Annotated in this window: 21 protein-coding genes; 14 read left to right on the forward strand and 7 right to left on the reverse strand. The window is 54.3% G+C overall.

Annotated features, from left to right (window positions below; translation table 11 throughout):
• The first annotated feature begins 444 nt into the window (after positions 1 to 444).
• The 4 genes from GSF01_RS14020 (at position 445) to GSF01_RS14035 (ending at position 4,143) form a co-directional block, all read left to right on the forward strand.
• Positions 445 to 1,740, forward strand: coding sequence for an ABC transporter substrate-binding protein (locus GSF01_RS14020; protein WP_159885024.1), 1,296 nt, complete (start codon positions 445 to 447; stop codon positions 1,738 to 1,740).
• 44 nt (positions 1,741 to 1,784) lie between these two features.
• Complete coding sequence (locus GSF01_RS14025) at positions 1,785 to 2,303, forward strand: MauE/DoxX family redox-associated membrane protein (RefSeq protein ID WP_159885026.1); 519 nt, start codon at positions 1,785 to 1,787, stop codon at positions 2,301 to 2,303.
• Between the two features lie 15 nt (positions 2,304 to 2,318).
• The gene (locus tag GSF01_RS14030) at positions 2,319 to 2,804 is read left to right on the forward strand and encodes a hypothetical protein (protein WP_159885028.1); all 486 of its coding nucleotides are present in this window, start codon (positions 2,319 to 2,321) and stop codon (positions 2,802 to 2,804) included.
• Between the two features lie 118 nt (positions 2,805 to 2,922).
• Positions 2,923 to 4,143: an IS256 family transposase gene (locus GSF01_RS14035; protein WP_159885030.1), complete on the forward strand. Its 1,221-nt coding sequence runs from the start codon at positions 2,923 to 2,925 to the stop codon at positions 4,141 to 4,143.
• Positions 4,144 to 4,363: 220 nt separating this feature from the next.
• Here the strand turns inward: GSF01_RS14035 and GSF01_RS14040 are convergent, their stop codons facing one another.
• From GSF01_RS14040 to GSF01_RS14060, 5 genes are all read right to left on the reverse strand, one after another.
• Entirely contained in the window at positions 4,364 to 5,251 is an 888-nt protein-coding gene (locus tag GSF01_RS14040) for a carbohydrate ABC transporter permease (RefSeq protein WP_201305391.1), read from the reverse strand.
• Between the two features lie 15 nt (positions 5,252 to 5,266).
• On the reverse strand, positions 5,267 to 6,163 hold the full coding sequence (locus GSF01_RS14045; protein ID WP_159885034.1) for a carbohydrate ABC transporter permease: 897 nt from the start codon (positions 6,161 to 6,163) through the stop codon (positions 5,267 to 5,269).
• Between the two features lie 60 nt (positions 6,164 to 6,223).
• A complete protein-coding gene (locus GSF01_RS14050) occupies positions 6,224 to 7,624 on the reverse strand; it encodes an ABC transporter substrate-binding protein (protein ID WP_407945768.1) in 1,401 nt (466 codons plus the stop codon).
• A gap of 127 nt (positions 7,625 to 7,751) precedes the next feature.
• Positions 7,752 to 9,389, reverse strand: coding sequence for a response regulator (locus GSF01_RS14055; protein ID WP_159885038.1), 1,638 nt, complete (start codon positions 9,387 to 9,389; stop codon positions 7,752 to 7,754).
• Entirely contained in the window at positions 9,382 to 11,193 is a 1,812-nt protein-coding gene (locus GSF01_RS14060) for a cache domain-containing sensor histidine kinase (protein ID WP_159885039.1), read from the reverse strand. The genes GSF01_RS14055 and GSF01_RS14060 overlap by 8 nt, the downstream gene beginning before the upstream one ends.
• Positions 11,194 to 11,453: 260 nt before the next feature.
• Between GSF01_RS14060 and GSF01_RS14065 the strand changes: the two genes are divergently transcribed.
• The 3 genes from GSF01_RS14065 (at position 11,454) to GSF01_RS14075 (ending at position 15,129) form a co-directional block, all read left to right on the forward strand.
• Positions 11,454 to 12,398, forward strand: a complete 945-nt coding sequence (locus GSF01_RS14065) for an acetylxylan esterase (protein WP_159885040.1) — start codon at positions 11,454 to 11,456, stop codon at positions 12,396 to 12,398.
• Positions 12,399 to 12,457: 59 nt separating this feature from the next.
• The gene (locus tag GSF01_RS14070) at positions 12,458 to 13,492 is read left to right on the forward strand and encodes an aldo/keto reductase (RefSeq protein WP_159885041.1); all 1,035 of its coding nucleotides are present in this window, start codon (positions 12,458 to 12,460) and stop codon (positions 13,490 to 13,492) included.
• A 95-nt stretch (positions 13,493 to 13,587) separates the two neighbouring features.
• Positions 13,588 to 15,129 carry a leucyl aminopeptidase gene (locus GSF01_RS14075; protein WP_159885250.1) on the forward strand — a complete coding sequence of 514 codons (1,542 nt, stop codon included), beginning with the start codon at positions 13,588 to 13,590 and terminating at the stop codon, positions 15,127 to 15,129.
• A gap of 109 nt (positions 15,130 to 15,238) precedes the next feature.
• On the opposite strand, the gene GSF01_RS14080 is transcribed toward GSF01_RS14075, so the two are convergent.
• A complete protein-coding gene (locus GSF01_RS14080) occupies positions 15,239 to 15,808 on the reverse strand; it encodes a hypothetical protein (RefSeq protein ID WP_159885042.1) in 570 nt (189 codons plus the stop codon).
• A 233-nt stretch (positions 15,809 to 16,041) separates the two neighbouring features.
• Here GSF01_RS14080 and GSF01_RS14085 point away from each other — a divergent pair, with 233 nt between their 5' ends.
• The 6 genes from GSF01_RS14085 to GSF01_RS14110 all read left to right on the forward strand — a co-directional run bounded on the left by GSF01_RS14085 (position 16,042) and on the right by GSF01_RS14110 (position 23,629).
• On the forward strand, positions 16,042 to 16,989 hold the full coding sequence (locus GSF01_RS14085; RefSeq protein ID WP_159885043.1) for a Gfo/Idh/MocA family protein: 948 nt from the start codon (positions 16,042 to 16,044) through the stop codon (positions 16,987 to 16,989).
• Positions 16,990 to 17,028: 39 nt separating this feature from the next.
• The gene (locus GSF01_RS14090; protein WP_235941496.1) at positions 17,029 to 17,628 is read left to right on the forward strand and encodes a sulfite oxidase-like oxidoreductase; all 600 of its coding nucleotides are present in this window, start codon (positions 17,029 to 17,031) and stop codon (positions 17,626 to 17,628) included.
• Positions 17,629 to 18,097: 469 nt separating this feature from the next.
• Entirely contained in the window at positions 18,098 to 19,396 is a 1,299-nt protein-coding gene (locus GSF01_RS14095; protein WP_159885044.1) for an ammonium transporter, read from the forward strand.
• Between the two features lie 164 nt (positions 19,397 to 19,560).
• Entirely contained in the window at positions 19,561 to 20,637 is a 1,077-nt protein-coding gene (locus GSF01_RS14100) for an acyltransferase family protein (protein WP_159885045.1), read from the forward strand.
• 160 nt (positions 20,638 to 20,797) lie between these two features.
• Positions 20,798 to 22,837 carry a molybdopterin-containing oxidoreductase family protein gene (locus GSF01_RS14105; protein WP_159885047.1) on the forward strand — a complete coding sequence of 680 codons (2,040 nt, stop codon included), beginning with the start codon at positions 20,798 to 20,800 and terminating at the stop codon, positions 22,835 to 22,837.
• Positions 22,838 to 23,074: 237 nt separating this feature from the next.
• Positions 23,075 to 23,629: a hypothetical protein gene (locus tag GSF01_RS14110; protein WP_235941497.1), complete on the forward strand. Its 555-nt coding sequence runs from the start codon at positions 23,075 to 23,077 to the stop codon at positions 23,627 to 23,629.
• Positions 23,630 to 23,739: 110 nt separating this feature from the next.
• Here the strand turns inward: GSF01_RS14110 and GSF01_RS14115 are convergent, their stop codons facing one another.
• Complete coding sequence (locus tag GSF01_RS14115) at positions 23,740 to 23,928, reverse strand: hypothetical protein (RefSeq protein WP_159885049.1); 189 nt, start codon at positions 23,926 to 23,928, stop codon at positions 23,740 to 23,742.
• A gap of 161 nt (positions 23,929 to 24,089) precedes the next feature.
• Between GSF01_RS14115 and GSF01_RS14120 the strand changes: the two genes are divergently transcribed.
• A complete protein-coding gene (locus tag GSF01_RS14120; protein WP_159885051.1) occupies positions 24,090 to 25,238 on the forward strand; it encodes a metallophosphoesterase in 1,149 nt (382 codons plus the stop codon).
• The last annotated feature ends 6 nt before the right edge of the window (positions 25,239 to 25,244 follow it).

Raw genomic sequence — 25,244 nt, forward strand, 5'->3', positions numbered from 1 at the left:
CCCGCGGAGCTCAAACGAGTTTAACCGTAATCGCCATCCAATTCTTAGTCATGAATCTGGAGAAGCGACTTCGGAGTCTCTTTTTCGTTTTTTTCACCCTTTTTCGATTTAACACATTGCGCTTTATGAATTGAGTTGTTCAGCAAGCCCTATTTAAAGATGCTGACATTATTATTCTAGATGAACCAACTTCTGCGATAGATCCGATAGCGGAATCAGAGTTGTTGGAGAAGTTTTATGAAATGTCGGAGGGTAAAACAACGATAACGATTACACACAGGCTTGGTAGTTGTAGGCAGGCTGATCGCATTATTGTTTTGAGCGAAGGAAAAGTAGTTGAGGAAGGAGATCATGATACTTTAATGGCACTCAATCAGATATATGCATTTATGTATAAGTCGCAAACTAAACTATATGAATTTAAGAGCTTAGAGGGGTGTGGAAATGCTTAAGAAAAAAGCTATTGCAATTGTTTTACCATTTACTTTGCTTCTATCAGGATGTCTGGATAATCAAACTGATGACAAGAAGTCTACGGTTAAGGTATTGTATTACAACAGTGAATCTTTTTTCAATAAATACGGAAATGTCTTTCAAGCTAAAAATCCGAATATATCAATTGAGGTTGTTTCCCTTGATCCGTATTTTAAAGCAGGGCTTTCAGAAGAGAAGTTTTTAGAAGTCCTAGAAACAGAGAAACCAGATGTCTTTTATGGATTTAATCTTCAGGAATATGCAGGTAATGGAAAACTGCTGAATCTGGATACATACATTAAAAACTCCAAAATTGTAAAGCCGGAAAAAATGAACTCAAATATATTGAATTATATTAGAAATAAAGGAGGAGGGCAATTGTATGCCTTGTCTCCAACATTTCAATCGAAAGCTACTTTCTACAATAAAACACTGTTTGATAAATTTGGGATAGAGTACCCAAAGGAGCAAATGACTTGGGAGGAGTTATTTACTTTAGCTTCTCGTTTTCCCACTAGTCAAGGGGACGATAAAATATCTGGCTATTATCATAATGCTCAAGGGCCATATGGTGTTGTCAGTGAATTCGCAGAAACTGAAAAACTAGGGTATGTAAATTCTGAACGTAATAAAGTTGTATTAAACACCGACAGATGGAAAAAGGTGTTTAATACAGTTATTGATGGATATAGAAAAGGTTATATAAGAATTAATGATGGTGGGGAAGCCCAAGGGGGTGACCCTTTTCTGAATAACGCCTTTAATCAGGGTAGATCCGCTATGATGGTGGAATATATCCATGAACTCCGTTATTTACCTAAAGTAGATTTTGAATGGGGGATAACAACAGAGCCAGTTAGTTCTTCTTCACCAAATGAAAGTGCAACAGTTCAACCAAATGAGCTATTTGGTATCAATGCAGATTCTAAGAATATTGATTCATCATGGAAATTGATCGAGTATATCAATAGTGAAGAATTCGCTGAACAAAATAAGAAATCTGGACAAGATGGTAGCCTGTCAACATACTTGGGAGACATGAATCTTAATGGTGTAAATCTTGAGCCATTTTATAAATTGGGACCACAAGATGAATATTCGCCTCCGATTCCTGTGAGGTTTTTCTTTAAATTTAATGAAATGATAGATAATTCAATGGACAATGTTATAAAAAACAAGCAATCGCTTGATGAAATATTATTAGATTTAGAGAAAAAAGGTCAACTTGAGTTAGACTTGGCTCGAAACGAAGCTCCTGCTAAGTGATCGCCGATTATGGACTGTTTATGCGGTATTTTGGAGGACAAATTATGGATAAATTTAATTATTTACTAACAACATTGTTTTCCCTTGTTTTTTTTGTCTCATCTATTTCTAAAATATACAGTTTTAAAGAGTTTACTTATGCTATTTATGATTTTGAAATCTTCGGAAAAAACAAAAGGTTAATAGTGTTTTATGGGGTTGTCGGTTTGATTCTAGAGATTATATTTGCTCTTTGTTTTTCTTTGGGAATATTCTTAAAATTAATTTTCATTTTATGTATACTGCAACTGATATTTTTTACAGCATGTTTTTATAGAATGTACTTAAAGAAGCTAAAGATAAAATGTAATTGTTTTGGAAAAAGCGATAAAAATACAGATATAAAACTGTCAATTTGTAGAAACGTGCTACTCATCGTCCTTGCTTTTATAGGTTACCTTACAAATGAAAATGATCTTGGAGTTGGCTTCTTTTCACTCAATCGTTTTTTTATATGTTCAATACTCGCTCTATCGTATCAAGTGTATATCGAAAGAAAAGTCATGGTCAATATTAATAGTTAAAGAGGTGATGGATCGGTGTACCTCAGTTCAATTGTATACTCGGTAGAGATAATAGTCATATTTTCTTTGTTGATTGTAATAAGTATTATAAAGAAAAGGCAAAGAAAAAAACGAAATGACATATTAAAGGGTATTCTTGCAATTGATGATAGTGGGGCTGACATTTTGTTATTTGTGGATTCTAATGATGACAAATATATCAATTATATCGATCAGTTTAGAGAGCAAGAACCATCTTTATTAATTCAGGTGGTATATCATGGACCAGAGTGGAAGAAAAATCTTATAGAAAGGAAATTGCCAAACAATACAAAGCTTTTTTTTGATGAAAAAATTACATTGGCCTCAAAATTAGGAATCTATCATTTGCCAAGTTTCATTGTTACTAGAGAAAAAGAGAGTTCGTGGAGTTCAAGGAGGATGTTTGAGTTTCATCGAGATATGGTGTCTGCATGGAATTCAAACAGGATAGACAGTAGTCACCAATCTGCACAAATTTGAATTCGAGCAGCCATCCGGATGATGTGGGATCTGTAAAATAAAATGTGTAACCTCTTAAATCGGTCGAAAATGGGAATACTACATCCCATAGAAAACAACCGAATCGGAGGCCCTACTCATGAAGAATAATTTATGGACCAAGCAAGAACTTCGTGCTTTTGTAAAGGAACACAACTTTACTTCCCCTGAACAGATCCAAGCGACCCTGAAGGAACTCTTCAAAGATGTGCTTCAGGAGGCACTGGAAGCAGAGCTGGACACCCAGCTTGGCTATGATCGGCATGATGTTAAAAACAAACAGACCAAGAATAGCCGTAACGGTTATTCGAAGAAGACGGTCTCTTCGGAGTATGGCGACGTCGAAATCCAGGTGCCTCGGGACCGCCTTGGCGAATTTAATCCCGTAGTAGTGAAAAAACATCAGACCAGCGTCACCGGCATTGAGGAGCAGATCATCGCCTTGTACGCCAAGGGCGTCAGCACGCGGGACATTCAGGATCACCTGCAAAATCTGTATGGTATTGAGGTTTCTCCCACGCTCATTTCTAATGTTACCAATAAAATTGTTCACTTAATCAAAGAATGGCAAAACCGGCCTTTGCAAAGCGTGTACACGGTCGTGTTTCTGGATGCGATTCACTTCAAAGTGAAGCAGGACGGCCATATTGTCAACAAGGCCGCTTACATGGTCATCGGTATTGATTTGGATGGGAACAAGGATGTGCTCGGCATTTGGATTGGTGAAAACGAATCGGCCAAGTTCTGGCTCAGCGTGCTCAATGAGCTCAAAAACCGCGGGGTACAAGACATTCTCATCACCTGCGTAGACAACCTGACCGGCTTTTCTCAAGCCATTTCGGCCTGCTACCCGCAGACGGAGATCCAAAAGTGCATCATTCATCAAATTCGAAACTCCATCCGCTATGTCTCTTACAAAGACGTGAAGATGGTCACGGCCAGCTTCAAACCGATCTATAAAGCACCGACCGAGGAAGCAGCACGACTAGAAATGGACCGTTTTGAGGAGACATGGGGCGAGAAATACCCGCTCATCGTACGCTCTTGGCGGCAGAACTGGGACGAGCTTACGGCATTCTTCAAGTATCCGCCGGAGATGCGCAAGCTGATCTACACCACGAACATGATCGAGAGCTACCACCGCCAGCTGCGGAAGGTGACGAAAGGCAAAAGCATCTTCCCCACTGACGAATCCTTGCTTAAGATGTTGTATCTTTCGACGATGGATGTCCTGAGAAAGTGGACGGGGCGGGTGCAGAACTGGGGTCAGATTTTGTTGCAGTTAAGCGTATACTACCCCGAGCGCGTCCAGGTAAGGTAAAGCGGCTTTACTTGGAGGGGGGGCATGGTAGGCTGATCGCCGGCGCGAGGAGGCTTCTAGCCAACTCGCCCACTCGCGTACATCCATACCCACAGAGGCTCCGAGACAAGCCGCGGCGCTACAGTTGCTAGAACCTGGTTTAGCAGGTTACACAAAATTGTTGACAGAGTCATGATCCGTTTCGCAGCCGCCGGAATCGATCTTCAGCTTCTATGGCAAGCTAGCCTTTCACCGATCCGGCAGTCACCTGCATGAAGGATCGGTTGGCAAACACATACACAATCAGAATCGGCAGCATCGACAGACATGCCCCGGCCATCATCAGCTGCGTCTGCATAGCGGCGCTGTTGGTATAACGCAAGTTGGCCAGCCCTACGGTCAACGTCTGCATCTTCGGATTGTTCATCGTGAACACGAGCGGAAGAATGTATTCGTTCCACGCGGCCCGGAAGGTGAATAGCGCGCTGACGCCGAGACCGGGGCCAAGCAGCGGCAGGATGATGCGCCAATAAATGCCCATGAAGCTGCAGCCGTCGAGCATGGCGGCCTCGTCCAGGTCGCGTGGAATCGACTTGAAGAAGCCCATCAGGATAAAATAAGTCGTGGCATGCGCGCTGATCAGGATCAGGACGACTCCCCAAAGCGACGTGTTCAGATGAAGCTTCACCATAAGCTCAAACTGCGGCCGGAGCACGACCGCGCCGATCGAGATGAACATCGTCGAGGCTTGCAGGAAGATGTACAGCTTCCTTCCCGGGAAGAGCCTGCGGTCCACCGCATAGCCGGCCATGGAAGCGACAATCAGCGTCCCTACCGTAGCGGCAATGCTCACGAACAAGCTGTTCCAGGTGTAAGTGGAAAACTTGGCTTGCTGCCAGGCTTCGGCATAATTGCCGAATTGCCAGACCTTCGGTAAAATCGTAGCGCCTGCCGTAAGCTCCTGGTTCGTCTTGAGCGAGCCGAGCACGGTCATGACGACGGGGAATAACGTAAAGAAGGCGACGGCCAGCAAAAATCCCCACAGTACGATCGCGGAGGCTGTTTTCCCCAAGAGGCGCGTGCGCTGTATCAGCACGCGTCTTCTTTCTATTTGCACCGCATTGTCCATAATATCCTCCATCGCCTAATAGACCTGATTCAAACGCTTAGACATGTAGAAATAAATGCCTGTGATGATCCCGACGATCACGGCCGTTGCGAAACCGACCGCGCTGCCGTAGCCGATCTCTTGCGTGAGCACGGAGCCGGTCGATACGGGAAAGAGCAGCTTATACACATACAGGTACATGACCTCGGTCTTCCCGACAGGACCGCCCTCGGTAAGCACCATGATGCTCTCGTAGCCCTTGAGCGAGACGGTAATGGCCAGCATGATAATCATCTGCATGACCGGTCCGAGCATCGGAACCGTAATGCGCCAGAACTTCTGCAGAGTACCTGCACCGTCGATCGACGCGCTTTCGTATAAATCCTCCGAAATCCCCTGCAGACCGGCCAGAAACAACAGCATGTAGTTGCCGATCGCTCCCCATACCGCCACGATAATGACCGTCAGCATGGCATACTTGGGTCCGAGCCAATCGATGCTTTCGCTGATCAGATGGTATTTAAGCAGGAATTGATTCAGCAGCCCGTTATACGAGTTGAAAATGATGAAGAACACCACCGCGATGACCGCGGTGCTGATGACCGTCGGCATGAAATAAATGGCGCGAAGAATATGCCGCCCTCTCAAACCGCGGTTCAATATGACCGCCAGTACTAGGGACAGAGGAATCGTAATCGCAATTTTCGCACCTGCGTATATGATCGTGTTGACTACGGAGTCCCAGAACAGATCGTCCTTCCACAGCCGCACGAAATTGTCCAGACCGTTGAAGGTTTCCGCGCCGTACCCGTTATAGTCATAGAACATGTAGCGCATGGCCCATAGAATCGGATAAATGCCCAGCACCAATGTAAGCAGCAGGCTTGGAAACACGAAGCCGTAGTTTTCCATATGCGTCCGCCATTGTTTCATTTTTGCTTCCCCACCTCGTAGAATTCCGGGGGGGCCGTATATGGCCCCCCGGCAATCCGCTTATTTCGCGAGCATCGTACCCTGCAGCTTGATCGGATCAAAGTTCGGATCTGGCGCGACCTTGACATCGCCGGAGGCCGAGGCTTTCTCCAGCGCGGCATTATAGCGTGTGTTCAAATCCTGAATCGTGTTGTCGATCGACTCGCCGCTTAGCAGATATTTCAAGAAGGCGGCCCCGTAGTCCAGCCCCTGGACGGTCACCGGAGGCGTAATCGGCCATAAGGCGTCATGCTTGGTCAGCAGAAATCCTTCGATGCCGTTCACCTCCGGCTTCTTCGCCTGTGCGGCTATGGCGGGGACCGCCGAGATACCGAGTCCGACTTCATGATAGGTACGAAGTGTCTCGTCGGAGTACATATAGGACAGGAACTTCCAGGCCGCTTCCTTGTTTTTGGACTTGCTGGATATGCCGAGCCACTGGCCGGAGTTCGCGAAGCCGGCTGCGCCCTTCACCGTGCCGTCGATCGTCGGCGCCTGCGCTGCGGCCCACTTGATCTTCGCGGGGAATTGGCTCTTGTAGACGCCGGACTCTGCGGAGTAGGACAAGTACATGCCGATCTTGCCTTCCGCAAACTGCGCCCTCAGCGGGTCGATATCAAGCGATTCGACGCCGGGCAGCATGCTGCCGTCATCCTTCATCTGCTTGAATGCGTCAATAACCGGCTTGAATGGCGTGAAGTCGAACCTTGCCGTCTTCCAATCGAAGCCGAAGCCGTCGTGGCCGCTCAGCTGCAAAATTTCTCTTGCGGAGCGATCCAGCGCGCTCTTCGGGCTCTTGAAGTTGAGCGCGAAGCCGTATTGGCCGTTCGCTTTGCCGACCTCGGTGATTTTCTTGGCCGCCTCGACCATTTCCTTGAGCGTCGCCGGAGGCGCCTGAATGCCCGCTTTCTCGAAGAGCTCCTGATTGTAAATCAGCCGCAGCGTATAGCCGAAGTTCGGCAGCGAGTAGATTTTACCGTTGAACTGGTTTACCTGATCTTGAAAGGTCGGAGCGAATTTCTTCTTCATCTCGTCCGTCAAATACGAGTCGAGCGGCTCCAGATAACCCTTCTTGACGAAAGGAATCGTCGTGTCCTGGTTCGGGCGCAGAATATCCGGCGTCTGATTGCTGGCAAAGGCGATGTCGACCGACTGAGCGTAATTTTCCGCCATGGAGGTGACTTCCACCTCGATATTGTCGGTGTTCGTCGAATTGTACTTGCTGACGGTTTCCTTCATAAAATCCGCGTCATGACGGTCGAAGGTCCAGAACACTAGCTTTGTCTTCGCTCCGGCATCTTTGGCCGGCGATTGCGATTGCCCCTGCGTCTGCGGCTGGCTTGTCTCGGTCGTGGAGGAGCAAGCGGCCATGGCCGTCGCGAGCGTCAAGGTCAAGCAGGTGGTGAAAAGCTTTTTTGCCACCGGGTAATCCCCCCTAATCATATTGGCTGCGTTTTCATTATAAACTTTGAAGAAGGGATAGCGTGTGAGGCGAAATAAAGCAATAGGGGGACAATTTAAAGGTCGTTATCGGCCTCTATCGGCCGGCTTATGAAGGATCGGGTGCTTTTCCGCCCTTGAGGTAAGCCGTCTTGAACTCCGTGGGCGTCATGCCAACCGTTTTTTTGAATACATCGCTGAAGTAGCGCCGATCCTCATAGCCGACCGCTGCGGCGATATCCTGCACCTGCTTGTCCTCCAGAAGCAGGCGCTTTGCCTGTTCCATGCGTTCCTGCGTGAGAAACTGGACGAAAGTGATTCCGGTCACCTTTTTGAACAGATTGACGAAGTAGTTGCTGCTCAAGTGGACATGCTTCGCGCACTCGTTCAGCGTGAGCTCGGTATGGAGCTGGGCGCGAATGTACCGGATCGCTTCGTTCACCGCAAGCTGGGATTCGGACCGGTGACGGCTCTCGATCAGGCTGCAGCCGTCGCGAGCGAGGTCCACCAGCTGCTGCTGAAGATCCTTCAGCGAGACGGCCGGCAGCGCCAGCCGCTCCCGCAGCTTTCGCTCCAGCGGATGAAGCTCGGCATAGGGCACCTTCTCCAGCAGCACGCGGACGATGAAGGAGGCCAGCTCGGAGAGGACGCTCACCAGCACGATCGGCTCCGGCAGCGCTTGTCCGGATGACAGCTCCCGGAAAAGCTCTTCCAGCAGGCTTGTGGACTGTGCGGCATTTCCCGAACGCAGCCACATGGCGAGCTCCTGCTCCTTATCCTTCGAGTAGCGGGGCAGCGGTCCGCTGCTCCCCGCTACGTCGTCATACAATAAGGCAACATTGCCGCTTGCGTAGAACTGGTAGGAGAGAGCGAAGAGCGCCTCGCGGAATGCTTCGGGCAAGCCGGATACATCATCTGCCGTGCGGCCCTGCCCGATGGAGACGGTGAACTTCGTATAGCGGGCGATATGCTCGCGACAAAGCTCGGCCAGGCCGGTCTCCTCGCCTCGAGATGGGCAGGCTTGATACACGGCGACGAACCGGCAGCTTGATTCGCGGAATAGAAGGCCTTTGGTGAAGGAGGCTATCGTTTCTTCCAAAATGTTCTGCATGGAGAAACGAATCAGCTCCACCTCCTGGGTCGGCAGAGCCCGGCTCTGTTCCGCAAAGTGGTCGATCTCGATAACGAGGACGGATAAGCTGCGGGGCTCGAGGCCGATCTGCAGGAACTCCCACCTCGGCCGGATGCTGGACCAGTCGGTTTTATGATGCAGGATGAGGTGAAAGAGTTCCTGGCGGAGCAAGGGCAGACTCTCCTGCACACGCCGCTTCATCGCCTCCAGCCGCCGTTCCTCCGCGCGCGCCGCTTCGATCGCTGATCTGGCCTTCATGACGATATCGATAATCTGCTGGATCGAAAAGGGCTTCGTGATGTAATCGAAGGCGCCCAGCCGCAGCGCTTGCTGCACATAGTCGAAGTCCGTATATCCGCTGAAAAAGATAACCTTGCACTCGCAGACCTCGCTCCTCAGCGTGGTCATCATGTCCAGCCCATCGAGATGCGGCATCCGGATATCGGTTAGAATGACGTCCGGCTTGGCTGTACGGATCAGCCGCAAGCCTTCCTCGCCGTCGCTGGCCGTCCCGATGACGGTCACGCCGTAATCCGCCCAAGGGATTTGGCGGGCGATGCCGTCGGTCACGCTTTTCATATCGTCGATAACGCATAGGGTAATCGCATTACTCATCTTCTTGGTCTCCTTTGTCCAGGGGTTCGGAAAGCGGAATCTCCAGCCTAACCTCAGTACCTTGTCCCGGCTGGCTGCTGATATGAAGCGCAGCCTCGCTACCGTAGTAAAGCTGCAGTCGGTTGTAAATATTGCGCAGCGCATAACTGCCTGTGTGACCGGAGGTTCCTTCCGCAGCCTGCGTCCGAATCGCTAGCAGAACGGCCCCGGCATCCATCCCCTTGCCGTTGTCCCGGATGACGAAGACCAGCTTCTGTCCGGAGGCGGCTGCTTCGATACGAATCTCTCCGCCCGAATGCCGCTTCTGAAAGCCATGCAGGATCGCATTTTCCACGAGAGGCTGCAGGAGCAGCTTGAGCAGGGGGAAGCTCCGCAGCGACTCATCCTTCAGGTCGATGTCGAAGACGAACAGGCCTTCATAACAGCGCTGCTGCAGCAGCAAATACTGCTCGACGTGGGTCAGCTCCTTGTCTACGGTCGTCATCTCGCTACCGCTGTTAAGTCCGAGCTGAAACAGCTTGGATAAGGAAAGCACCATGTCGCCGACGTCGCCATGCTGCCCGAGCTGCGTGCGCCAATAGATGGCGTTCAGGGTATTGTATAGAAAATGCGGTGAGATCTGCGCCTGCAGCGCCTTCACTTCGGACTTGCGCTTCTCGGTTTCCGCTTCGCGCACGGTTTCGATCAACTGCTCGATCTGCTCGAGCATCCTGTTGAACCGCAGTCCGACACGGCTGAACTCGTCCTGGTAAGGACTCTCGAAGCGAACCGACAGGTCGCTGCTCTCCACGCGAAGCATCAGGCTTTTCAGCGTGTGGAGCGGCTTCATCAGCAGCAGCGTAAGCATGCGGGAGAGCAGCAGCGCAAGGATGGTGCAGCCGGCCACTACCGCCACGACAAGCCAGCGGATACGGTCCATTTGCTTGAACAGCTCCGACTTCTTCTGCACGCTGATGAGCGTCCAGCCCTCATTCATCGGCAGCTTGGCATAATTGACGACATAGTCGTCCTTGTCCAGGAGCGGAGACAAGCGTCCGCTGATCAGGGAAGGCTCGCTGGGAACGGGAGAATAGCCTGCGCGAATTTGTCCCCATAGCGCCTGGTCGGAGGTCAGCACCTCGGACCCGTCCGGCGCGACCAGCAGAATCGCTCCGCCCGGCTCGCTCAGATTCGACTGCAGCATTTCCAGCAAGCCGGCCTCCCGCACATTGACGACCAGGTATACGTCCGATACGAGAATATCCGACAGAGGCTCCATCAGAAGAGAAATGACGCGTTCATGGCCGGTGAAGAAGGGATCTTCATGCGCTTCAAGCCAGAGATTCGTGCCGGCCGACTTCAATCGGTAGTAGGGGGCCGAAAGCTGGAAGGGCCTGTCGCTGGTGCGGATAAAGCCGGTGTTGTAGAAATCGCCGATCGGCGTGGATACGAGCACATTTTGAAGCATCGGCTCGTTCAGCTTGATCTGGGCGAAGTGCGACTGGAGCGAAGACAGATGGGTCGGGTACCCGGAGGCATCGGCCATGGCGACATCGCGCATGGCGGCTTTGAACGCATCGCTGATCATCAAGGTCATGACGGATACCGCAATCTGCCGCATCTTCTCTTCCAGTACGAGCTTCAATTTGTTAATCGACTCTTGTCCGGCCTGTTCGGCATGGCTCTCTACAATACCGGCCGCGATGTAGTAGGAGCCCCATCCGGTGGAGGAGACGGCAATCGCGATAATGACAATGAGGGTTACGCGAATGCGCATGTGGAACGTCAAATTGTGAAGCAGGCGGTACCGATGGAAAGCGCTCAAGCAGATCTCCTCCGTTAAGTGGCAGCTGAATGTAACCCGGAAATATACATGCGTTACGACTGATTATAGTTGTCAGGGGACGAAAGGAAAACCATCCGCTGCTCAAACGCTATCCATTTTTGAGGACTGTCTCTGCAGATGAACTAATTTTCCTCTAAAAAAAGGAACTCCCCGTCTGGGGATGGAAATAGTATCATATCTGCAGCGTTGCTCATTTAAAGCGACAGCGAGTTAAATTTAAAGACGAGGAGAATATTGCCGTGAACGCTATCGAAAAACGAATTGATTCCTTGTATCACTATATAGCCGATTCCACCGCGCAGCCGGACCTCGATCAATTCTGGGAGCAAACGCTCCGGTTGAACGACGGGGGCGTTCCATACCGCAGAGAAGAGCTTCAGACGCCGATGCAAACCGAAGTGAGCAAGCTGATCTTCGAAGCGCATGACGGGACGCCGATTCATGGCTGGTATTTGCTGCCGCCGCAGCCGATTCGCAAGCCTTGCCCATGTATCGTCATCTATCACGGCTACCACGGCTCCAAGGGCGCGCCTGAGGATTTTGCCCACTGGCTGCTGATGGGCTTCGCCGTGTATGCGATCGATGTGCGCGGGCAGGGAGGAGAAACCGGGAACCTGGCGCCACAGTCGTTCGGAATGACGAGCGGCTGGCTGACGCAGGGCATCCTGGATAAGCATGAATGCTACTACAAGCACATCACGCTGGACGCGTTGAGAGCGATCCGGGTTGCAGCGGAGCAGCCGGAGATCGACGAAGAGCGCATGTTTGTGATGGGGACCAGCCAAGGAGGCGGGTTGGCGCTCATCACGGCTGCGCTGAGCACTCAGGTACGCGGAGCGGTGGCCAACGTACCGAATATGTGCCACATGGATTTCGGAATCCTCAATTCCACGAGCTCGCTGCAAGAGGCGGCCAAGTTCGTGACGATCTTTCCCGACAAGCTGGAGCAGGTGATGCAGACGCTCAGCTATTTCGACATTATCAATCTGGCGGATCGGATTACGGTGCCTGTGCTGTGCTCGGTGGGGCTTAAGGACTTGATCTGCATGCCGGAAGCTATATTTGCGGCCTATAACCGCCTTCATTCGAAGGATAAGACCATGGAGGTGTACCCTTTCATGGGTCACGCGCTGGGCAACGGGCAGAACCGCAAAGCCTATGAATTCATGAAACGGCTGCTTTAGACATGAACAGTAAGTGATAGCTGCTGGATATAAACGGCAGCGGGGAGGAAGCATAAACGATGCGTTATACGATATTCGGAAAGACGGGCTACCGCGTATCCTCGCTCGGATTTGGCGCTATGAATCTGCCAGGCGTTCCGTTCGAGCAAGCGCGGGCAGCCTTGAACTATGCGCTGGATGAAGGGATCAATTACATCGACACGGCCGCGGGCTATCGCAACAGCGAGGAGATAATCGGCGAGAGCATCTCACACCGGAGGTCGGAGTATTTTTTGGCCACCAAGACGAACAAGCGGGATTACGCTTCGGCTAAGGAAGAGATGGAGCGAAGTCTGATCCGAATGAAAACCGATGTGATCGACCTGATGCAGATTCACTATGTGAATAAAGTGCAGGAATTCAAAGCGGCTATGGAAGAAGACGGCGCTTACCGGGCTGCGCTGGAGATGAAGGAGAAGGGTTATATCCGGCACATCGGCATAACTGGACATCGTCCCGACCTTCTGACAAGGTGGATCCGCAAGGAGCAGTTCGACCAGGTGCTGTTCCATCTGAATTTGGCGCAGCCGTTTGCCCTGGATGAGCTGATTCCGGAGCTGACCCGGCTGAACATGGGAAAGGTGGCGATGAAGCCGCTGTCGGGGGGCTTTATCAAGCCGGTGGACAAGGCGATTCGCTATCCGTTCAGTCAGGATGTGCATGTGATTATTTCGGGGATGGTCAGTGTAGAGGAAGTCAGGGAGAACATCGCCGCCATGCGCGAAGAGGTCGGGGCCGCGGAGCGAACGGAGCTGGAAGCCTTGGCGCTTCAATTGGGCGCGCATAACTGCCGGCGCTGCAATTATTGCTCCTGTCCGGTCGAGATTGCGATTCCGGATATTATGATTTCCAGCCAGATCCGGTCGACGTTCGGCCTGCTGCCGAAGGGCGATGGATTTTATCAAAAGAATAAGGACAAGATTTTGTCCTGTGCGGATCATGATCCCTGCAAGGAGAAGCCGATCTGCGAGCCAATGTGTCCTTACGATCTGCCGATGCGGCGCGTCGTGATGGAAGCGTCTAATTATTATGCGGCGTCTCCGGAAGTGCGGTAAGTCGGGGACCGGGGATCGGTTTCAAGCTAGCGATTTACGTATAAGGAGGAATAGGCGTGGATCCATTGGAGCGTTACGTTACACAGGAGCTGCCGATGGCAGTTGAGCTTGTAGAGCCGGCGGCTGGCGATGCGGGAGCGGATGCGGATGCGCTCGTCGTCTTCGTTACCGCCGAGGAGCTGGCCTCCGGCGCTTGGGTAGGGCAGGCTGGCCTTGAGCTGCCTGCCGCAATGGTAGAGGCTGTCCGCGGGCTGGCTGCGCGCGGACAATTCGCCGGCGGCCTCGGGGAGACCGAGGCCGTGCCGACGCTGGGCCTGATGCCCGGCTATCAGGCCGTGCTGCTGTGCGGGCTGGGCGAAGCCGCCCGCACGAGCGCTGACGCCTGGCGCGACGCAGGCGTCTATGCGGCGCGCGCCGCGCTCGGCCTGCGGCTTGAGCGCCTGGCTGCGCCGCTGCCGCGCGCCGGCGCCGGGCGCGCGCAAGAGCTGAGCGAGCGCGTGCGGGCGCTCGCAGAAGGGCTCTGGCTCGGCAGCTACCGCATGCCGAGCTATGCCTTGGCGGAGGCCGGCGAAGCGCCGCCGCTGCGGAGCGTCGCGCTGCTGGGCGCCGCGGACGAGGAGCGGCGCGGGCTGGCGCCCGCGCTGGAGGCCGCGCGGGCGACGGCGCTCGGCGTCTATACGGCGCGCGACCTGACCAACCTGCCCGGCAATTACCTCGGGCCGGATGACCTCGCGCGCGCGGCACAGGGCTTGGCCGCCCGCTACGGGCTCGCTTGCACCGTGCTCGACGAGACGGGCATTCGCGAGCACGGGATGGGCGGGCTCGCCGCCGTCGGCCAAGGCAGCGTACAGCCGCCGCGGATGATCGCGGTGCGCTATGAAGGAGCGCCGGAAGCGCCGGGCGAGGTGCTCGGTCTGGTAGGAAAAGGGATTACCTTCGATACCGGCGGCATCTCGTTGAAAAAGCCGGACGGCATGGAGGAAATGATCAGCGATATGGGCGGAGCCGCCGTCCTGCTCGGTCTGATCCATGTGCTGGGCGCCTTGAAGCCGGCCATCAACGTGGTCATCGTCATCCCGACCGCTGAGAATATGCCGTCCGGGGCGGCGTTCAAGCCTGGGGACGTGATCACGATGATGAACGGTCAGACGGTGGAGGTGCTGAACACGGATGCCGAGGGCCGGATCGTGCTGGCTGACGGCGTTCTGTATGCGAAGCAGCTTGGGGCTACGCGGCTGATCGACGTCGCGACGTTGACGGGAGCGGTGCTGGTGAGCTTCGCCGACGTGGCGACGGGGGCGGTGTCGGGGGATGAGCGGCTGCTTCAAGAGGTGCTGGACAGCGCCCGCGAAGCGAACGAAAAGGTGTGGCCGCTGCCGAACTACCCCGAGTACCGGGATATGCTGAAAAGCCGCATAGCGGATATCAAAAATGCGACAAGCCGCGACCGGTGGGCTGGCTGCATTACGGGCGGACTGTTCATCGGATATTTTGCCGGAGATACGCCATGGGTTCATCTGGATACGGGAGGAACGGCCTGGTTGTGGAATGAGCGGGGGACGGAGCCTTTGGGCGGAACAGGGGCGATAGTGCGTACGCTGGCCAGCCTCGTGACCCGAAATGCTTCGGCGACCTGACCTGGTGGGCTTGACCGGTTGTCTATAGGGAACAAGAAGGCCCGGTTCGGCCTGAGCCGATCCGAGCCTTCGATGCCGCTGCCGGAGTCCGGTCTTCCGCGGCAGGGGATTAAGCGTGAAGCTGGTTGCCGCCCCTCGCAACCGAGACGAGGCCGGCCATATGCCGGACGGCGATCTCTTCCAAATCCCTGAGCGGAATAATGAAGCGGGCGACCTCGTCCGTGGTGATCGATAGACTGGTCGTGCGGGCCGCCACCTGATCCAGGTCGATCCCGACCCAGCCGGGCTTGCTCGGATGCGGGGTCAGGTCATAAGGGAGAATCGATAGAGAGGCTTGCGGAGGCTGATCGGCAGCCGCCTCGGCCGTTTCCTCCCGGCTGAGCGAGTCGAGGTGGAAGTACAGCTTACCGGCCTGCTTCCAGCGGATGAAGCCCGGGTTGAAGCTGATCGTAAGTCTCCCCGTCTCCCCGCTGTCATGGGTCCGGAGATGGACATGCTTCAGATGACGGGCCCGGATATATTGATTCGGCTCCCGATCGGGCAGCCAGATGACGATCAGGATGGGCATGGCGCTGGCGACGTACAGACAGACCGGAGATTCGAACAAGATGGAGCATGCAAGGAAAACCGCGAACGATACGATCCATAAAGCCAAAAACCAACTATTCTTCTTCCGCATTAGTGTAGAATTCCTCCAAAATGTGCAGGGTTTGACGGCAGGCGAAAGGCGCCAGCCTCGTGAGCCATGGCAAGCAAGTGGCCTTAACTGGGACCTCGAACATTCCGAGGAGCCTTGGCAGATGTTTGTTTTAGTTTACCACATCGCCGATTGGCTTGAAAGCAAGCGGCAGGATTTGGCGATATCAAATTTTTATTAAGAACAGGCTTTCGGCAGAAAGAGAGAGGATTGCGGTGAGGGCAAAAATAGCGATCATAGGCTTAGGCGATATCGCCCAGAAAGTGTATTTGCCGCTGCTGGCATCGGATGAGAGGGTGGACATCGTAGGCTTGTGCAGCCGAACCCCGGCTACCGTGGAGCGGATGGGCAGGCAGTATCGGATCGCCGGCCAATACGGGTCCGTGGGAGAGCTGCTTCGCCGGGAACGTCCGGATGTGGCGTTCGTGCACAGTCCGACTCCGACTCATGAAGAGATCGTGATGGAGTGCCTGGAGGCCGGTGTTCATGTCTATGTCGATAAGCCGCTGTCCTATCGGATAGAGGCTTCGGAGCGAATGGCGGCCTTTGCGACAGAGCATGACCTGCTGCTGGCGGTCGGGTTTAACCGCCGATTTGCCCCGCTTTATGTAGAGGCGAAGCGGAGGATGGCCGAAGCAGGAGGCTTCGACATCGCTTCGGCCATCAAGCATCGGACGAAGCTGCAGCCTTGTCCCGCCAAGCAAACGTTGTATGACGATCTGATCCATATGCTGGATCTGCTGCTGTGGCTGGGCGGGGATGACGGCGACGTTATCTCCTATACGGAACGTATGGATGAGAGCGGACGGCTGATGCTCGGCACGGGCTCGCTTCGGTTCGCCGACGGCAGTGCCGAGGGAGGGGCGACAGGGCAGTTCGCCATGGCCCGCCGGGCAGGCGCCGATCTGGAAAAGCTGGAGCTCCATGGGAGCGGCTGCTCGGTGGAGGTGGTTAACCTCGAGCGGGCGGTCTGGATGGAGCAGGGTGCGGCGCCGCAAGAGCTTTCGTTCGGCAGCTGGGATACGATTCTGCATCGGCGGGGCTTTGCCGGTATCGTCTCGCATGTGCTGGACACGCTGGCCGACCCGCAGGCTTGCACGGTACGCGCGGATCTGACGCTGCCGGTACACCGCTTGGTAGAGAGGCTGCACCCGGGGGATTAAGCATAGATAGCGGCGGTAGCGAAAGGAGCGAAACCACCCATGGAAAATAACCAGCGGGCTGAAATGCTGCCTGGGGAGGAACGGGTTCCCCCCGGGCAAACCGTGACGGAAGGCTTTCCGGTGCTGCATTACGGCGATGTCATCTATTACCGGGATATGGGCAAATGGAATTTGCGGCTGTTCGGACTGGTGGAGGAAGAGGCCTCCATCAGCTACAAGGAATTCATGGCGCTGCCCAAGCGGGAATTCCACAACGATATTCATTGCGTCACGACCTGGTCCAAGCTGGACAATGTTTGGGAGGGCGTCGCGGTATCCACGATCATGGAGCGGATCAAGCTGAAGCCCGAAGCCCGTTACGTGATGCTGCATGCCGAGCAGGGATGGACCACGAATCTGCCGCTGGACGACTTCTTGAGGGATACTTCCTTCCTTGGCTTCCGCCACAACGGCGAGCTGCTCACGCCTGAGCACGGCTACCCGGTCCGCATGGTCGTGCCGCATCTGTACTTCTGGAAAAGCGCTAAATGGCTGCGCGGCATCGAATTTATGGAGAAGGATCAGCCGGGCTTCTGGGAGCGCAATGGCTACCATATGTATGGCGATCCCTGGAAAGAAGAACGTTATGATTTTGAGTGAGAAGCTCAGTCAGGAGGCCCAGCCTGGTTCACACGAACAGGTGAAATGGAGCATCTCCGGTAAGGTCGTCCGCGCGGACGGCCTTTTTTCGTGCAGCTAAAAGAGATTACGGAAGCGTAAGTGGATGCCGGAGGCTTCGGGTGATCGTCGGAGAAGCGGACTTCCTGCCGAGTGGTTGAGAGAGAAAGAACCAGGAGACGCAGATTAATTTGGATTGGGTTATGTTCATGTTATATATATGTTATAAATATGAGAGTATTCCTTAAATAAATTCGATCAATTGTGTTTATAAACCTATTTTTTTCTAAATACAAATAAAATTATGTAAGAAACATTGACATAATTTTGTTCTGTGTCATAAAATATTAACGTGGATTGAAAGGTATCCAATTGCAGAGCTGATGCTGACTGGCGCGCGAGAAGGCGGGGCTCCTCAAAACAAACTTCAGGCAAAGTGAGGGTGACGGCTATGGAAGTGGGAATGAATGCGATTTGGGTCATGCTTGGTGCTATCCTCGTTATTTTCATGCAATGCGGGTTCGTTATGCTGGAGGCCGGGTCCACCCGGATGAAAAATGCCGGTCATATCGCAGGGAAGACGATCGTTGCACTGGGTATCGTCACGCTGGTGTTCTGGGCTGTCGGTTATGCTCTGATCTTCGGCTCGCAGGGCAATTCGCTTATCGGCTGGGGAGAGTACTTCGGATTCGATGTCAAGGATGTGCCCGAGGGCAGTATGGTAGCTCCGACGGTCATGTTTATTTTCCAGCTCGCCTTCGCCGCGATCTCGATGGCGGTAGCCTTCGGAGGCTTTGCCGAAAGGGCGAAGCTGTCCGCTTATCTGATCTTCGCTATTTTGTTCTCGGTTGTCGTCTATCCTGTAGTGGCTCACTGGATCTGGGGCGGCGGCTGGCTTGCCGAGCACGGCAAGCAGGACTTTGCAGGCTCGACGGTCGTGCACTTGACAGGCGCCATGGCCGCATTGGCTGCGACGATCCTGCTGAAGCCCCGTCTTGGCAAGTACAATAAAAACGGCACGCCTAACGACATGCCGGGTCACAATCAGGTGTTCACTACACTAGGTGTGATGCTGCTGTGGGTAGGCTGGTTCGGCTTTAATGCCGGCAGTACCCTTACAGTCGGCGATGGCAGCTTCTTCGGCTATGTGGCGATCAATACCCAGCTCGCTGCCGCTGCAGGGGCGGTTGCCGCCTTCCTGATCGCATGGGCGATCAACGGCAAGGCCGATATCGGGGTAATGCTGAACGGCGCCTTGGCCGGTCTGGTCGCGATCACCGCATCCTGCGCCTTCGTCGAATCGTGGGCCGCTATCGGGATTGGCCTGATCGCCGGTCTCGTCGTCTTCGCCAGTATGAGGATGTTCGAGAAGCTGCGCATCGACGATCCGATCTATGCTCTGTCCGCCCACGGGACGGCCGGCGTGTGGGGCACGCTATCCAATGGGATTTTCGCAACGCCTGAGCTAGCTGAGAAGGTTGGCGTCGGGAAAGCGGGGCTTCTGTACGGCGGCGGCTTGGAGCAGCTGGGCGTTCAACTGCTGGGGGTCATCGTATGCGGCGCGTTCGCTTTCCTTGCCTCCTACGTCATTCTCGCGATCATGAAAGCGGCGATGGGGCTGCGTGTAACGGAAGAGGAAGAAACGATCGGGCTCGATTTGAGCGAGCACGGTACGTATGGCTATCCGGAGCATTTGAAGGCCGCTCATGCCGAAGCCCGCGGCACAACCGCTGTACAGCAAGGCGTATAACGGCGCCTGACTGGTTGCCTGCCGAGCACTTCTATGCCCCTTACCGGGCATAGAGGTTTTTTTGATTCTAGAAGGGAGTAGGGACTTGATTAGACAAAAAAGGGTTGACTCCCCGACATTTATGATACATAATGTAGCAAAAACGACAGGGGGATATCAGACTGTTGAAAAATCGGGTTGTTGAGATCGATATTTTACGTGGGATCAGCATTTCGCTTGTCGTGATGGCCCATACCGAGGTCCCGGATCTGTTGAATGATACGCTTCGTACTTTCAGAATGCCATTGTTTTTTCTTTTATCCGGTTATTTATTTAATGTAGCGAAATATCATACTGCTTTTGGCGACTGGATCAAAAGCCGTATCATCGGCTTGCTCCTTCCTTATTTTACGGCATGCTTCGCTTTCTACGCGTTATGGCTGATCAGAGAGCAGATGGGGGAGAGCAGCGATCTCAGCCCTACTTATTTATTTGCCGGTATATTCATAGGCAATGGGGATCGGCTGGCTTTCAATACGCCGCTCTGGTTTTTGGTTTGCTTGTTCTGTGCGGAGCTTATTTTCTGGTGCGGCTGGAGGTTTGTGTTCCGCCGGGGGCTTGCTGTGCAGGCCGCTTTATTCTTCTCGCTGGCGATCGCGGGTTATGCGGTCAGCAGATTCGTACATCTGCCCTGGAGCCTGGATGTAGCCATGGTCGCTCAGGTGTTTATGTTCGCGGGTTACAGGCTTAAGGAAGCGGGGTTGTTCCGCTCTTATCGTTTTTCGGCGCCGCTGCTTGGCGTCTTCGCCGCTCTGTTCGCTCTCGGCTTGCTGAATACGGAGATTGTGGATATGAATCACAGGAAATACGGGAATATTGTGTTGTTTCTGGCCGGCGGGCTGGCGGGAAGCTTCTTGCTTATGCAGCTCGTGTCCTGGGTCAAATCATGGTCCTGGATTCACCGGATCTTCGGTGCGCTCGGTAAAGAATCGCTCATGATTCTGGTATTTCACATGGGCTTTTCATTTGTCGTACTGAATAATTTGAATAAATACGTCTTCGCCAATCATCTCCGTCTGGACTGGATTTCGTATACGATCTGGGGCGTGGCGTTCTCTTATGTTGTCGGTTTGCTGATCAATAAAATACCGGTCATCCGGTTTTTATTCAAAGGAAGACGCCACAATCCGGGTGCGGGAGCGCCGCAGGAGGGGGCGAAGCCGGGGTACGAGCTGTCGTCCTCCGGCAAGAAAGCTGTATAGCTGTCTAAGGGGTCCTGCTTATGCAGGGCCTTTTGCTTATGCAGGGGGAGTCGCGGGGCCGTTGACAACCGGAGCTGTTAAGAGGATCATGAAAAGATCGGAAGCAAAATGAGAACCGCAGGAAGCTTAAGCCTGTAAACTTGCGGAAAGGAGCATGGGTATGCCTGCTTACACAGATCAACGGACAGGAGTCGTGCCGGCCGTATGCTCGCTCGATTGTCCGGATCAGTGCGGACTGCTTATTCATAAAGAAGAGGGAAAAATCATCAAGATTGAAGGAGATCCCGATCATCCGGTTACGCAAGGGGCGATCTGTCATAAGGTGCGCCATCTTGCCGAGCGCATATACGACCCGAAGCGGCTTCGGTATCCATTGAAGCGCGTCGGACCCAAGGGGGAGGGCCGCTTTGAGCGTATATCCTGGGAGGAGGCACTCGAGACGATCTCTTCCCGCTGGAAGGCGCTGATCGGCCTGCATGGAGGGGAGTCTATACTTCCCTACAGCTTCTATGGGAATATGGGCCGGATCGGAACCGAGGGACTGGACCGGAGATTTTTTTACCGGCTGGGGGCGAGCCGGCTGCAATATTCCATCTGCCAGGCGGCCGGCTCGGAGGGCTACAACTACACGATGGGGGCCAATCTGGGGACCGATCCGGAAGATACGATTCATGCCGAGCTGATCGTGATGTGGGGAATCAACGCAGTCAGCACGAATATGCATCAGGTTATGCTGGCCGAACAGGCGCGCAAGCGCGGAGCGAAGGTCGTCGTAATCGATGTGCACCGCAACCAGACGGGGCGCTGGGCGGACTGGTTCATCCCGATCCTTCCGGGTACGGATGCCGCGCTTGCCCTCGGACTTATGCATGTGCTGTTTGCGGAAGAGATGGTCCATGAGGAGTTTCTGAGGACGTACACGGTCGGACATGAGGAGCTTCGCGAGCATGTGAAGAGCTACGACCCGCTCAAGGTGTCGGGGATTACGGGAGTGCCGGTCGAGGATATATACCGGCTGGCGCGCATGTACGGACAGACCCCTGCCTCCTTCCTGCGTATCGGCAACGGGATTCAGCATCATGACAACGGAGGGATGTGCGTGCGCACGATCTCTTGCCTGCCTGCCTTGACGGGGGCGTGGCTGGCTAAGGGAGGCGGTGCGATCAAGGGCAACAGCGGATATCTGGAGCATAATACGACTGCGCTGCAGCGGCCGGATCTGCTGGCCGCCCCCACCCGCCGGATCAATATGAATCTGATCGGGAGCGCACTGCTCGAGCTGGACCCCCCTATCCGTTCGCTGTACGTGTACAACTCGAATCCTGCTGTGGTGGCTCCCCATGCGAACAAGGTGAAGCAGGGCCTGGGGCGCGAGGACTTGTTTACGGTCGTGCACGATCTGTTTCTTACGGAAACGGCGGCGTACGCCGACATCGTGCTTCCCGCCACCTCTTCTCTGGAGAATAAGGATTTTTTCAAATCATATTGGCATCACTATGTTCATCTCCAGGAGCCGGTGATCGAGCCTTATGGCGAGAGCAAATCGAACGTCGATGTGTTTCGTCTGCTTGCGGAGGCGATGGGCTTCGAGGACCAGGCCCTGCGGGATTCGGATGATGAGCTCATCCGGCAATCGCTGGATCATCCGGCCAACCCCCGCCTGGCGGGGATTACCCTGGAGAAGCTGACGGAGAACAAATTTATGAAGGCGGATGTGCGGCCGCTTTTTCCTGGCCGGCTGCCTACGCCGAGCGGCAAAATCGAGCTGTACTCGAGACAGATGGAGCAGAAGGGTTATCCCGCCCTTCCGACTTATACGCCCCTCGTCAGCGACGAGGAGCTGCCGTTCTGGTTTATTCCCGCACCGAACCATCATTTTTTGAATTCTACATTTGCTCATAATGACAAGCATGTCCGGATGGAGCGGATGCCCAGGCTGCATATGAACGCGTGCGATGCGTCCCGGCTCGGTATCGTCAGCGGAGAGCTCGTCCGGGTCCGGAACGAAAGAGGGGAGTGCGAGCTGACGGCCGCTGTCGGAGAAGATGTGCTGCCCGGAGTTGTGGTCAGTCAAGGACTGTGGGCTGGCAAGGCAGGAGCTAAGGCGCTCGTCAACTCGCTGACGCCGGATCGGGTAGCCGATATGGGCGGCGGGGCTACCTTTTTTTCCGGCAAGGTAATGGTCGAGAAGCTGGTGTAGCCGTATGTCGCATACGCGCCGCGCCGACTGAGCCGCATGCACCGGGGCAAGCTGCTCCTCGCGGCTGATCGCCTGAACGACAGCCGTGTCGGAATAAACACTGCCGGAAAACGTACGCTCCCGGAGGAAGCCTAATTCATCCCGGGCAGACCTAGCTGCTGCGCGGGCTGACATGTTGGGAGGTCCCGGTTCATGGTATTATAAAGGCAAGAAAGCCAGGTTAAAGGAGAGATAAAATTGGATAGCGGTAAGGAGCGTCACGATACCAGGGCTCAGATTGACATGGAGGAAGCGCGCAGGCTGCTGGATAACAATCCGGACCTCGTGTTCGAGGAGCGGGCCCGGGTGGAGATTCCGGAGGAGGCCGCCGAATTTTGGCTGAAGTTTGCGGGAGAGTGGGGGGGCGCGCTCTATTTGCTCGACGAGACAAACAAGAAGCGGTATGAACGCGGTCTGCTGGACGAGGAGCGGTATGAGTGGGCCCGCAGATGCTACCGGCTCGGGCTGCTCGGGCTTAGCGATCTGTACGACCGGCTGAAGCCCTGGAAGGAAGAAGGGAAGAGCCGCGGGAGATTTGTGTATGCGATGAATTCGATCGATTGCTTCCTGATCCCCGGTTATCTGGACGATTACAGCAGGGTTCATGAAGCTGGAGCAGCCTCGTGCCGCTACTGGATTGAGGCGATCCGGGAGCAGTTGTCCCGGCAAGCGCCTGTAGAGGAGGCCGTCAGTGCCATCCATACGATGGTGAGCGAATACATCTCGCGGATGCATCTTTATGCGGCAAGATAAGCTGAAACGCCCGATGCGGTAACGCGAGCGCAGTAGTGGCAGGCCATCCCTTGGAGGGAGAGGCCTGCTTTGAGTTTGCCTTGTTCTTGCTCCAGTTCCATTTCGCGCGTCTAGTCTCTGGATTCGTCCCTGGCTTGCTGGATGCTGTCGATCAGGTTATCGACGAATTCCCTCAGCGGTGCGAGGGCCTCGTACTCTGGAGCGTACAGAAGCTCCTCGCTTGAGCGGGTCTGGCGTTCGGGCTTTGATTCGAGTACGGATAAGGGCTTGTCTGCGTCTGGATTGTTGCGGTCATTCAAAGGTATCGGCATCCTTTCTGCGGACATTCTATATCAGAGCGATGGTAGTACGATGCCCGGGATTGGGGAATTTTACTCGATAGCCCCCTATGTGAGAGAATGAGGAAAGGGTTCGTCCTAGCGAAATAGAGTTCATGGAGGAGAAGGAGAGAAGGAGACTCATGGGCAAGCGTATCATGTGGTTTGGAGTTGTGCTGATTGTCTTTATAGGGCTGAATGCTTATCTGGCATGGCTGGGGTATCGGTATTGGCAGGCTATGCTGCCCGGGGCGCCCGATTGGCCGTACGCCGGTATTTATGCTGTGCTGGCCTTTGGTTATATCGCGTCGATGCTGCTGCACCGGGTGCTGCCTTACCGGCCGTACAAGCTGCTCAAGACTATAGGGGCCTACGGCATGGGAGTTGTTTTCTACGGTCTATTGCTCACGCCGCTTGCTCATCTGGCAGGCGGGCTGCTGGTATGGGGAGGTATGGAGGAGGGGGCGGCGATACGGATTGCAGGCTCCGCAGAGCTCGCCTTACTTGCTTTCTTATTCCTGAAGGGCGCGTGGAATGCCTGGAATCCGGTCATCCGCCGGTATGACCTGGAGATAGACAAGCGGGCAGGGGACCGGGAGGAGCTGCGGATCGTTGCAGCCTCGGACCTGCATCTGGGTACGACGATAGGCAAGCGTCATATTGCCAAGCTGACCAAGCGGGTGGCCGAGCTGGGGCCGGATCTGGTCCTGCTTCCCGGCGATGTGCTGGACGACAGCTTTGAGCCCTTCGTCCGCGAAGGGATGGGCGAGGAGCTGAGCAAGCTGAAGGCGCCGCTCGGGGTATATGCCGTGCTGGGCAATCATGAGTACATCGGCGGTCATATAACCGACTATGTCGCAAAGATGCGGGAGATCGGCATTGATGTGCTGCTTGACCGTGTGGAGCTGGTGGAAGGAGCGTTTTACATCGCCGGCCGCAAGGATCATGCCGTCGAACGCTTTACGGGAGAGGCGCGGCAGCCGGTAGAGGTTCTGCTGGCGGAAGCCGACCGAGCGAGGCCCATCATTCTGCTGGACCATCAGCCTCACAAGCTGGGGGCCGCCATGGAGGCCGGCGTCGATCTCATGCTTTCGGGGCATACTCACCGGGGGCAGATGCTGCCGAATCATCTGATCACCCGCCGTCTGTTCGAGCTGGATTGGGGCTATCTGCGAAAAGGGGCGATGCATGCCGTTGTCTCCTCCGGCTTTGGCTTCTGGGGTCCGCCTATCCGGCTGGGCAGCCGCTCCGAGGTACTGGATATCCGGATCGCCTTTCGGGGAGGAGCATAGGGCCTG

Origin of the sequence: Paenibacillus puerhi (assembly GCF_009846885.1) — a bacterium.
Lineage (GTDB): Bacteria > Bacillota > Bacilli > Paenibacillales > NBRC-103111 > Paenibacillus_G > Paenibacillus_G puerhi.